The organism is Sedimentitalea xiamensis (assembly GCF_030164465.1).
Classification (GTDB): Bacteria; Pseudomonadota; Alphaproteobacteria; order Rhodobacterales; family Rhodobacteraceae; genus Sedimentitalea; species Sedimentitalea xiamensis.
Genome location: NZ_JASNJE010000042.1, coordinates 1 through 11,889, shown reverse-complemented (window position 1 = coordinate 11,889; position 11,889 = coordinate 1). Strand labels below are relative to the sequence as shown.

Genomic DNA, 11,889 nt, shown 5'->3' with positions numbered 1-11,889 from the left:
CGCCGCTCAGGCTAATTCATGCGACCGCTGCGGACCTGCTTCTGCGGCGGGGATGCTGTATTCATGCGCCGGAACACAATAGCTAATTCATTGAGATACTTGAGTTTTATCTGAGCTCAGCTATTGTCGATCAGGGTGTCGAGGCGGATCTGTTGCCGCATGCCGGCCCCGTCTGAAACAGATTGCATTGAAAGGATACTTCCGATGGCCGACGAGAACGCACAGCCGAATGCTTCCGGCGCTCCCCAGACACCGAAGGTCATTTGGGACGACAGCAACATGCGGATGTCCTACGCCAACGTCGTCAACGCCACGAGCACCCGCGAAGAGGTCACGCTGTTCTTCGGTATCAACAAGACGTGGAACGCCTCGGAAAAGGAGTTCCACGTCACGCTCACCGATCGTATCGTGGTCAACCCTTACGCGGCAAAACGGCTCGTCATGCTGTTGTCGGGCGTTCTGGCCCAGTATGAAAAGCGTTTCGGTCCGCTGGATCTCGACCTGCGGGATCCGTCGGCGACCAACCCGTGATCCATTGATCCGGAGAGCCCAGACCGATGGCTGAATCCGATCGCCCGGAAAGCGCCGCCAAAGCCGGCAAGGAAGTTGCCGTTCTGGACCACGCGCTTTGGAGCAAGCTCGATTCCAGCGATGATCTTGGCGAATACAGTGCTGCATGGCTGGCACTTCTGTGCCAGCGGGTCGGCGGCGCTTCGCGGGCGGTGCTGTTGCTGAAATCCGAGCTTCACGGACAGCTTGAACCGATTTCCTATTGGCCGAAGGGCAGGGTGGCGACCAAGGGACTTTCGGCGGCGGCGGAAACCGCCCTGCGCGAGGACCGCGGCGTGGCGCGGGCGCCGCGGTCAGAAAGAGACACGGACCGGCACACGGCGGATGCCGTCGATATCGCTCAGCCGATCCGGCTGGGCGGCGAGATAATCGGCATTGTGGCGATCGAGATCTCCGACAGGTCTCGTGACGCGCTGGCGCTGGTGATGCGTGATCTGCAATGGGGTGCGGCCTGGATCACCTCCGCCTTTCGGGAACGCGAAGGCGAACGCGACCGTCTGGGCAATGACCGGCTGCGTCTCGCAATAGAACTTTTCGCGGCAACGCTGGCCGCGCCGCGGTTCACCGATTCCTGCCGAGTGTTCGCGACCGAGCTAGCAACGGAACTGGATTGCGACCGCGTTGTCGTCACGCGTCACAAGCGCCGGCGCAGCCGCGCCACGGCGGTGTCGCACAGCGCCACATTCGACCGGCGCAGCAACCTGATGCGAGCCATCGAGCGTGTATCCGATGAGGCTATCGATCAATGGCACACCATTCTGACGCCGAGCCTCGGCGACGACGGCACCGTGCGCCGGGCGCAGCAGGAACTGATGGCATTGAACGGCGGACTCGCGGTATTGGCGACTCCGTTGCCTGCAGGCGATCGGGCAATCGGAGGCATTGTGCTGGAACGCGCGGTCGAGGCGCCTTTCACCGAGGATGACGCGTTGTTTCTGGAGACCGTAGCGGCGCTTGCCGGCCCGGTTCTGGAGGACAAGAGGTGCAACGACCGTCCTCTCTTGGTCAAGGCGGCCCATGCGACCTGGGTGTTTCTCGCCCGGCTGTTCGGCCCGCGCTATCTCGGCCGCAAGCTGGCCCTGGCCTTGGCGATCGTGGCGCTGACACTGCTTGTCTTTGTCGAACGTCCCTACCGTGTGACCGCGGACGCGCGGTTGTCCGGTGTTGTCGAGCGGTCCGTTACGGTGCCGTTTGACGGCTATCTCGACAGCGCCACGGTCCGCGCGGGCGATCTTGTCAATGCGGGCGACCAGTTGGCCAGGCTTGACACGCGCGATTTGGAGATCGAACGCCTCCAGAGGCTGACCGAGCGCAATCAAAGCGTCGTGGAATACGACCAGGCTTTGGCGCAGAGCGACCGGGCCGGGCTCAACGTCTTGCGCGCACGGATCGGACAGGCCGATGCGAAGATAGCGCTTCTGGACGCGCAAATTGACCGGACCGCAATGTTCGCGCCGTTTGACGGCGTCGTTGTCGCCGGCGATCTCAGTCAGAGGATCGGAGATGCCGTGGCGCGGGGAGAAGTGCTGTTCGAGATTGCGCCTCTGGATGAATACCGGGTGCAAGTTCTGGTGGATGAGCGCGACGTCGAACAGATTGCGCCGGGGCAGACCGGGCAGCTTGCGCTCGCGGCCTTTCCCGAGTCGCCGGTCGAGATCGAGATCACGCGGCTTTCGCCAGTGTCTGTACAGGCCGAAGGGCGCAACTTCTTCGAGGTGGACGCAGTGATCACGGATAGCTCCGAACGCAGGAAAATGCGCCCGGGCATGGAAGGCGTGGCCAAGGTCGTGATCGAAGACCGAAGGCTGATATGGATCTGGACGCACCGCCTGGTCGACTGGGCCCGGCTTACGTTCTGGCGCTGGAGGATTTGACCGGGTGGCGGAGCGTGGCGCAGATGTCGGTGGCGACGCGGGAAAGGCCGAAGGCAGCGGCCACGCCCAGGAAGCACTTCTGAGCCCACATTGGCGCCATGTCGCGGCGATGCGCCCCCGGCTGCGACCACAGGCTGCCATCCATCGGCATGTGTTGCGCGGCAAGGTCTGGTATATCCTGCAGGATAACGTCAACGGGCGGTACCACAGGATCACGCCCGAACTCTATCGCATCGTCGCCGGGATGGATGGACGCCGGACGGTGCAGGAAATCTGGATAGACGCAGTTGCCCACGACGGCGAGGCGAGCCCGACGCAGGACGAAGTAATCGCCTTGCTCGGCCGATTGCATAGCGCGGATCTGATGCGCGGTCAGCTGTCACCGGATCTTGACGAGATCGCGCGCCGCTCGCGGAATCTTGTCCGGCGCAACTTGTTGTCGCGGGTCCGCAGTCCGCTGGCGATCCGGGTGCCATTGTTCGATCCGGATCGATTTCTGGAGGCGACGGCCTTCCTGGTTCGGCCATTCTTCACGCCGATCGCGGCGATCATATGGTTCGCCTTCGTCTGCTGGGGTATTTCGCTCGGCGCGGTGCACTGGACGGAACTCAGTTCCGACGTTGCCGACCGGGTCCTGAGCGCGGATAACCTTCTGCTGCTCTGGGTGTTGTTCCCGCTGGTCAAGATAGTCCACGAACTGGGCCACGGTTATGCGGCCAAATGCTGGGGTGGCGAGATTCACGAGATCGGCATCATGTTCCTGGTATTCGTGCCTGTGCCATATGTCGAAGCCTCAAGCGCCACCGCCTTTCCTTCGCGCTGGCAGAGGGTGGCGGTCAGTGCGGGCGGCATTCTGGCCGAACTCCCGCTTGCCGTCGTCGCATTGTGGCTGTGGACCGAGATGGAACCGGGTCTCGCGCGGTCGGCGATGTACAACGTCGTGCTGATCGCCGGGGTTTCGACCGTCCTGTTCAACGGAAATCCGCTGTTGCGTTTCGATGGCTACTACATCCTCATGGACTTGCTGGAGATGCCCAACCTCGGGCCGCGGTCGAACCGGTATGTCGGATACCTCGTCCAGCGCTACGGTTTCAAAATGGAACGGGTGCAAAGCCCGGCGGACTCGCCGGCCGAACGGAAGATCCTGTTCGGCTACGCTATCGCCTCATATTTCTACCGGCTCTTCGTGATGACCGCGATCATCCTGTTCGTCGCGACAAAATTCTTCACCATCGGCGTCCTGCTGGCAATCTGGGCCGCGTTTCAGATGTTTGTGTTGCCGATCAGCAAACTGGTCTGGTTTGTCGTCGCCGCGCCGGCACTCAAGGGCCGGCGAACACGCGCCATCGGATTGAGCGGCGCTCTGGTCGCCGTACTTGCCTGTTTCCTGTTGTTTGTCCCCGCGCCTCTGGCAACCATGGCCCAGGGCGTTGTCGTCGCACCGGAAGACAGCGCGGTGCGGGCCGGCGCCAACGGTTTCGTTCTGTCGGTGGAGGCGGTGCCCGGCCAGACCGTGGAACCGGGCCAGGTTCTGATGTCACTGGAGGCGCCGTTGATCGAGGCCGAAATTGCGGTGCTGAAGGTTCAGGCAGAGGAGTTGCGGGCATTGCTGCGGGCAACGTTCGACGATCCGGTAAACACACGCAGTTTTCGGGCGCAACTGGCCCATGTCGAGGCACGGCTGGCGCGGGCCGAGGAGCGTTCGGGTTCGCTGACGGTGCGCGCGGAGAGAGGCGGCGTGTTCCTGGCCCATGACACCGGCGCGCTCGTGGGCCGCTATATCGGTCGCGGCCAGTCTCCCGGTTACGTCAGCGCGCTTGGTGACCCTGTCATCGAGGCGGCCTTGCCGGCGGTGGATTTCGACTTGCTGCGCAGCCGGCTCAGGGGCGTCGAGGCGCGCCCGGCCTGGGATCTGACCAAATTGGGCGCGGCCGAGGTCCTGTTGATCGAACCCAGCACGACGCGACAGTTGCGCTCTGCCGCGCTTGCCGTTCCGGGCGGGGGGGCGTTCAGCATATCGCCGGGTGCGCGCGAGGACCTGACAGTTCTTGAGGACATATTCCACGTTCGCCTGGCGGTGCCGGACTCCTGGCACCTGAGCCGGATCGGAGACCGGATCTACCTGCGGTTCGACCTTGGTTCGGAACCTGTCGGGTTCCAGCTGTTTCGCGAGTTGCGGCGCATGTTCCTGAAACGGTTTGATGTCTGACGTGTTGCGCAAACCCGTTACCGGCTGGCAGCGGGCCCGGTACCAAAGGGCTCGACCTGCCCATGGCGGCCTGTTGCGTCGGCTGCAACGGTTGGAGGACGCCGTGGCCGGCGCTTTCTGGCGCGTCCGGGCCCTAACGGTTTCGGGCAAGGCAACAGAGTGTGACGTCACAAGCCTGGCCGCGTTGTGCTGGAAAACCGCTCAGACCGGACTTTGCCAGCCGGAAGACACCGCCGCCGTTGCGCGCGTGGCTTCTGCGATGGTCCTTGGGCAGGTCGCGGTCGCGGAAGATCCGGGCATCCGGCGCGCGGCGCTGGCTGTGACGGCCATTGCACTTGCCCGTCAGGGACGGCAAGTGCATCTTCTGTTTGCGCTCCCGGGCCTGGCGCAGCAGTTTCGGCAGGCCACCGCGGATTTCTTTGATCAAATGGGGTTGCCCATCGCGGCAATTCCGGAAGCCGCGGAAAATGACCTTCGGCGCGACTGCTACGGGGCACCCGTGGTTGCGGCCGGTGTACTGCAAGTCGCGACCGACCACCTTCGCGACAGGAGGATGGGGCTGACGCGGCGGTTCGGCGCCCGGTTTCTGACCCAATCGTTGGCGGAAGGGACTGCCGCAAGGCGGGCCTATCTTTGCGGTCCGCTTGACGTGGCCCTGATTGATGGCTTTGCCGATATTGCAATCGAGGCCGCGGGCCGTCCGGTACAGCTTCAAGACGACATGGAACTGATCAACGATGCTCGCGTCGCAAGGGAAGCGTTGGCGCTGGCTTTGCGGATGCGCCGCGCAACCGACTTCGCCACGAACGGGCAAGGCGACCCGGCGCTGACCGACGAAGGCAGACGCCGGTCCGAGCGCCTTGCCCTCAGCTTCGGACCTCTCTGGGCCTCGGCGGCCTGGCGAGACAAGACCCTTGATGCCGCGCTAACGGTATTGTTCGCCATGAAGCCGCACAAGGATTACGCGATCATCCATGGCAGCGCGGAACTCGCCGATCCGATCCGCGCCACCCGATTGTCACGCTGTAGCCTGGTTCCGGTTCAAAGCCTGGTTTTGGCCAAGGAAAGCGGCGACCGACCGGACGGCGAAATTGCCAGCGAAATGTCGTTGCGCCGCATGTTGGACCGCTATCGTCACCTGGCCGGTGTCACAGGACCGGTTCCCGGACTGGAACGTGACGTGTGGCAACTTTATGCCCTGACTTCCAGGAATACCGCACCAACGCGCAAGGTGCGGCGGGGACGATTGGACATCGTCGCTCATGATGACGATGAAGCGAAGTGGAGGGCAATTGCCGCGCGCGTGGACGCATTGGCGGATGGGGGCGGGAAAGTCGTGCTGGTCGCGCCGTTCGCTACAGCGTCGAAAGAATCCATTCTGGCCAATCTGCCGTCCACGCTGCGCGACGGCGTCGTGGTGGCGACGCGTCCCGAAGATGTGGAAGCGGTGTGTGCGGATGGCGACCCGCCGGTGTTGTTCGCCGGGGCCGAAACCGCCCGTTGGCGCGACCCGAAGGCGCTGATGGTTTGGCGCGCGCGGCCCGGTGCCGCGATCGAGCTCCATGCAAGCTGGGACGACGCCGCCATCCATGCGGTGCGCGACAGACGAGGGATGGCGCTTCGGAGGGCGGTGGGCTGGCCCTCCACCCGGCTGATGGCGGCGGCACTGGCCAGCGCCGATCGGCTGGAGCGCCGCGCCGCCAGCGGCTATCGCGCTGCCCGTACACGTTGGGAGAGCGCGATGGAACAGGCGTTTGGATTCACGGGTGAAAACGAATAGGCTCATCATCATGAAAATCGCTCCTGTCGCCGTGTTTATCCTCCTGGTGTCGCCAGCCCGATCCGAGCCGCTCGATTGCACCATCCATCCGTCGCTGAAAGTGGAAGTTACCAGTCCGGTTGAGGGCATCCTGCAGGATGTGCTGGTCGAGCAGGGCGAACGCGTGGTTGAAGGCCAGATCCTGGCGCAGTTGCAATCCGATGTCGAAAGGGCGAGCCTCGCCATCGCGCGCGCGCGCGCAGAGAGCCGGACGGCCCTGCAGACGGCGGAAAGCAGATATGGGTTCTATCAGACTAGGTTGGACCGCGCACGCCAACTGTTCGACCGAAAGGCGGCTCCGGCCGAAGCGCTGGAGCGCGCGCAGACCGAATTCACCATTGCCGAACACGAGCTGGAAAACGCAAGAACCGACCTGAAATTTGCGGCGCTGGAAGTGAAGCGGGCCGAGGCGTTACTTGCCCTCAAGACCGTACGGAGCCCTTTCGATGGAATCGTCGTGCAGCAATTCCTAGATCCGGGGGCATTGGTCGGAGATCGTGCAATCATTCTTGAGTTGGCGAATCTCGATCCGCTTATCGTCCGAGCTTTTGTGCCCGTCAAAGACTATCCCGTGGTCACTGCGTCAAGTCGCGCGACAGTCTTGCCCCAGGCTCCTTTCGACACCCCCATCAGCACCGAAATCACACATGTCGATTCTGTTTTCGACATGGCCAGCGGAACATTCGGGGTCGAGCTTTCATTTGCCAATCCGGATTATCGAATGCCCTCCGGCCTGCGCTGTACGTTGAATTTCAACGTCGGGGATTGAGCCTGTCCGACGTCGGCGCTTGCGGGACGGGTTCGAGGTCTTCGTAACGGTGATGCGGTCATCGGGCCGAGTCGCCGCCATGATCGCGGTGATTTGCAGCTATTGACCTGATGGGATGAACTGCCTTCCCGCCAGGACCGTGGCTATTGTCGTGGAGATCAGCGGAGAAGAAAGGAGCATTCTGACGGAGATCGCAGTTCCGGGCATCGATTTGGGGAAGAGGAACCGGAAATCCTCTGCCGCCCAAACCCCGAAACCTGTCCGGTGGGCGCTGGCGTCAGACAGCAAACGCCCCGGCTTTGACCACCATTCTGAAACGACAGAATCCTTTCGGTTTTGGCAATGGCTGCTTTTGGATCACGGTTAAAGATCGTCCCGCTGCGCCGCCGCAAGACCGTTCTGAGCCCTGGGCCGACATTGTTTCGCATCCTTGCTGCATGGCGCGATGTCGGATGGTTCGCAAGAAGTGGGTAGTCAACTGCCGGGCTGTCTGTTCTAAACTGTCGGCAATCGCATGATTTGAGAACCACACCAGCGGTCGCGGAGCCGAAGACATGGCGCAATCGTTTTTGAACTGGGCGTTCGAGGGCCGGTCGAACAAGTGGCTTTACGCCGCCGGGTTCATTTTCCTGATCGTGATGATGCACTATGGGGCGGCCCTGTTCTTCCTTCCGGTCACTCTGTTGGGCGACTACACCACATGGCCACCGGTCGTTGCCAATCTGGCGGCGATGCTCGTCCTGCTTCCGATCATCCTGATTCCGTTCCTCTGGGTGTGGCTGGTCCACCGGCGGCCCTGGTGGAGCATCGTGGTCCCCAAGCCAAGGTTCGAGGCGTGGAATTTCGGGATGGGGATTCTGGCGTCGCTCATCGTGGGGATCGGGACCTGGCTCTATTACGGCCTGGTGCTCGGGGTGCCGATCTCGTTCGGTGCGCCGCACTGGGCGACCTATTTGCCGGTCTTCCTGATCGCGATCCCGAAGGTCTTCATGCAGACAACGGCAGAAGAGATCATCTTTCGCGGCTACGGCATGCAGGCGGTCCGCACCTTCACGGCCAGCCCCGTGGCGATTGTCGTCGTCACCGCGCTCGCTTTTGCCCTTCCGCATTATCCCAATGTGCTGATGATCGGTTGGCCCTGGTGGGGCCTCATCAACTATGCCCTGCCGGCTCTCTTATTCGGCTGGATGGTTTTTCGGACCGGATCGCTCTGGATGCCGATGGGGTGGCACTGGTTCAACAACTTTGCTCTGGGCCAGTTAATCGAGGTGAATAACGGCACGGCCGCGGGGCCCGCTGCCGGGACCGCCATCATGTTCAGCGACGGCCGTCCGTCACTGGGACAGCAAACGGTCGCCACGATCGTCTGCTACGTTCTCATCGCCCTGCTCATCAACTACCTGGTAGGCCGGCGCGAGGCAGCGCAAGGTGATCGGGACGGGCAACCGGCAGGTTGACGGCAGCCTGGTCCGCTGACCCGTCGCAGCCCTGCCTGAAACGCTGCGCGACGCGATCCGGCTCGACGCCAGGATATCCGACCATGCCATCCATCTTGGCGCGGCCAAGAAACAATTGGACGGCGCGCATATTGCCGGGTCAAGATGTGCAGCCTTTCGTGGCATCGACCGGGCCACAGATGCTCTGACCCGATCATCAGTGGGTCATTGAGCCACGCCGTGATCGATTTTCGTATTCCCTCGATGATCTCGAAGCGGACGGGCTTCCGCCCTATGCGTTGGATGATCGGGGCGGGTTCTTTCACCTGACCGGCGGCGCAGACATCGGCGACTTTCAGCTTCTCCGGATCACATCCCCCAAGCTTGCTGTCGATGGCCAGAGTGAACAGCGCGAGGTCGCGGACGTTGCTTGCGATCTCAAGGCGGACGCGGGTCGCCCAGACCTGCTCGGGCAGCAGGGGCCGTTTCTGTCCGACGATTCGGCCCTTGTTCTCGGCATGGTGTCGACAGGTCAGTCTATCACGACGTAGGTGCAGCAATGGGCGGCTCTGAGCCCGAATGCGAGAAATTTGGACGATGCGATCTGAACGATTTGTAGCTTTTTTCCGGTCTCTGTGCCGCTGGAGCGGTCCCGCGGCACAGGGTTTGGCCAACACGCCAATCAGTTCCCGACGGCCAACCCGTCGTGCATGGCGTGCAGGAACTGATCACCGAAAGCGGGCGAGAAGGCAAAGTTCGAACGGTTAAGTTCCCCCTTCTGAACGCTTTCGTCCCGCTCGTAGATGACCTTGCCGTCCTTGATCGTCACGCTGATCTTGATCGTGTTCAGGGTCTCAGGATTGATCGCCGTTGGGTCCTCTGAAAGAACCACGAAATCAGCTATCTTTCCGACCTCGATCGAACCTTTCCTGTCCTCTTCGAAATGCTGCCATGCCGGCCAGATCGTCAGCGCCTTCAAACCCGTGATGACGTCAACACGATGCTCCGGTCCCAGAATGTCGCCGGAGCGGGTGCGTCTCGTCACAGTCGCGTCGAGGATCCGCATACTGTCGGGAAAGGCGACCGGTGCATCGTGGTGCGAGCCGAACATCATGTCCCGCTTCATGAGCCAGCCCGTCGGCGAGATGTTGTCAGCGTTCACAGGTCCGACCGTGTGATCACGGTGCCAATCCCCCCAATAGAACGTGTGCATCGGGAACAGGGACGGAAAAATAGAGAGCCGCTTCATGGAGTCGACCTGATCTTCACGCAGGAATTGCCCGTGGATCAGAACCGGTCGGTTGCCGGGGTCTCCATATGTATCCCGGGCGTCTTCTACGGCTGCGATGAACATGTCGGACGCGCCTTCGCCGTTGGCATGGACCAGGATCTGGATGCCGTTTTCAAAGCACCAGTTCACCGCGTTCTGCACCTGTTCCATGGTCACGGCGGAATAACCCGCATATCCCGGAGGATAATTGCCCACCGGGTCGTAATATGGCCGGTCTCGAAGCGCCGTGAAGCCTTGTGGTGAACCGTCAATCGTGAGCTTGCAGCCGCCGACGCGTATGTGATTGTCGTAATCCTTGGATACGTGTTCGCGAATGTAGTCCTGTGCTTCGAGCACATCGGGATACGCGACGACATCGACTGCAATCTTGCCTTCGGCGTCCACGGCCTTCAGCGTCTCGACAGCGCCCGCCGACGACCGGCCGTCCTGCGCGGTCGTGTAGCCGAAACTCGCCCAGAGTTCGGAGCCGGCAGCGGAAAAGGCCGCCATGCCTTCCGCACCGAGTTCGTTCAGCACGGGACCGAGAGCGGCGAAGAACGCATATTCCTCGAGAACCCCGTTGGGCTCTCCGTCCGGGCCGCGCTGGATCACGCCTCCTGCCGGATCTTCGGTCGAGGCATCGAAGCCGACAATCTCCAGTGCCTTGGAATTGGTGACGCCGAGGTGCCCGGACTGGTGAACGATGATGATCGGAACATCCGTGGAAACCGCATCCAGGTCTTCCCGCGTCGGGTGCCGCAACTCGGCAAGCTGGGCGTTGTCGTAGCCGAAACCGATGATGACGCCGGCCTGTTCGACCGCTGCGGCGTTCTCTTCGGCCCATGCGCGCAGGGTGTCTTGCAGACTTGCTATGTCGGTGATTTCCCCATCCGGTGGCGCAAGCAGGTTTGCCGACAAGGCTTGCAGGCCGCCGAATACCATGTGCCCGTGGCTGTCCACGAAGCCCGGCACCATCGTGCGGCCAGCCAGGTCGAAGACTTGTGTCGTATCGTTCCGGAGTTTCAGCATGGCGGTCAGATCGCCAACCGCCATGATGACCCCGTCCTTGACGGCAACCGCCTCGGCCCTGGGCTGGTCGTCATTGATCGTCAGAATGGGACCGCCGGTGTAGATTGTATCGGCGATCTCCTGGGCCATCGCGGTCGAACTGAAGAATCCGATAACAGTTGCCGCTAGAAGACTTGTTCCCGTGCATTCCATGGTAAGTCACTTTCTCTATGACGATGACCGCTTAAGAATTGCAACAATCTTTCGCGGCTACTTTTTCATGATGGGCGCGTGCCCGCGAGCTTTGATCGAAGTCCGGGCCTGAGCAGCCCCGCTTGAGTGGCCCGGTTTGATTGTTAGTGCATGACCGGCCTCTGGTCCATCGGGACGATGGTTTCCGGGGCGGGCGGTTGCATGAAGGCCGGGTTGTTGCGGTCGGCAACGATCAGGTGCCAGGGGTCGTCCTCGGGAAACTCCTGCGTCAAACCGCGCAGCAGCGTTGCCCATTCTGCCTCGGTCTTGGGCAGTTCGTTTTGTCTGTTCCGATCCAGCGCCAGCGCGGCATGGTGCACCAGGAACATGTGCCGGGCGGGGCGCTGATGCGGGCGCAAGGCGACAAACCCATCGATCTCGCCGCGCGCCATTGCCGTCGGCAGGCCCGGCAAGCTGTATCGGCTGCCGGAGATGGACGAGATCAACAGATCAGCAAGCAGATTTCCGGAACGGGGGCACCGCCCTGAAAAATGACTATGAAACAAACCTTTGAACCAACCACCCGCTACGGGTGCAGGGAAGCCGACCATGTCTGGTCATCCTAAAGCATTTCGGGGAAACCCTGAGTCGCTGGGGATTCCCTTGAGGGGTCGATTGTGATTCATCCTTTTCAGGAGGATGTTTCATGTCAGCACCACTGCCAGGCGCGCTTCGGACGCGG

At 62.0% G+C, this 11,889-nt stretch carries 8 protein-coding genes; 6 read left to right on the top strand and 2 right to left on the bottom strand.

Annotated elements, in window-relative coordinates; all coding sequences use genetic code 11:
- Nucleotides 1–204: 204 nt before the first annotated feature.
- The 6 genes from QO034_RS21150 to QO034_RS21125 all read left to right on the top strand — a co-directional run bounded on the left by QO034_RS21150 (nucleotide 205) and on the right by QO034_RS21125 (nucleotide 8,698).
- On the top strand, nucleotides 205–531 hold the full coding sequence (locus tag QO034_RS21150) for a DUF3467 domain-containing protein (RefSeq protein WP_284487508.1): 327 nt from the start codon (nucleotides 205–207) through the stop codon (nucleotides 529–531).
- 26 nt (nucleotides 532–557) lie between these two features.
- Nucleotides 558–2,444, top strand: a complete 1,887-nt coding sequence (locus tag QO034_RS21145; RefSeq protein ID WP_284487507.1) for an HlyD family efflux transporter periplasmic adaptor subunit — start codon at nucleotides 558–560, stop codon at nucleotides 2,442–2,444.
- A gap of 4 nt (nucleotides 2,445–2,448) precedes the next feature.
- The gene (locus QO034_RS21140; protein WP_284487506.1) at nucleotides 2,449–4,653 is read left to right on the top strand and encodes a site-2 protease family protein; all 2,205 of its coding nucleotides are present in this window, start codon (nucleotides 2,449–2,451) and stop codon (nucleotides 4,651–4,653) included.
- 103 nt (nucleotides 4,654–4,756) lie between these two features.
- Nucleotides 4,757–6,433 (top strand): hypothetical protein, encoded by a 1,677-nt coding sequence (locus tag QO034_RS21135; protein WP_284487505.1) that lies wholly within the window; start codon nucleotides 4,757–4,759, stop codon nucleotides 6,431–6,433.
- Nucleotides 6,434–6,443: 10 nt separating this feature from the next.
- Nucleotides 6,444–7,241, top strand: coding sequence for an efflux RND transporter periplasmic adaptor subunit (locus QO034_RS21130; protein ID WP_284487504.1), 798 nt, complete (start codon nucleotides 6,444–6,446; stop codon nucleotides 7,239–7,241).
- A gap of 554 nt (nucleotides 7,242–7,795) precedes the next feature.
- A complete protein-coding gene (locus tag QO034_RS21125; RefSeq protein ID WP_284487503.1) occupies nucleotides 7,796–8,698 on the top strand; it encodes a CPBP family intramembrane glutamic endopeptidase in 903 nt (300 codons plus the stop codon).
- Between the two features lie 661 nt (nucleotides 8,699–9,359).
- Here the strand turns inward: QO034_RS21125 and QO034_RS21115 are convergent.
- Both QO034_RS21115 and QO034_RS21110 read right to left on the bottom strand, forming a co-directional pair.
- A complete protein-coding gene (locus tag QO034_RS21115; RefSeq protein ID WP_284487502.1) occupies nucleotides 9,360–11,105 on the bottom strand; it encodes an amidohydrolase in 1,746 nt (581 codons plus the stop codon).
- 206 nt (nucleotides 11,106–11,311) lie between these two features.
- Nucleotides 11,312–11,758 carry a hypothetical protein gene (locus tag QO034_RS21110; protein WP_284487501.1) on the bottom strand — a complete coding sequence of 149 codons (447 nt, stop codon included), beginning with the start codon at nucleotides 11,756–11,758 and terminating at the stop codon, nucleotides 11,312–11,314.
- Nucleotides 11,759–11,889: the final 131 nt, after the last annotated feature.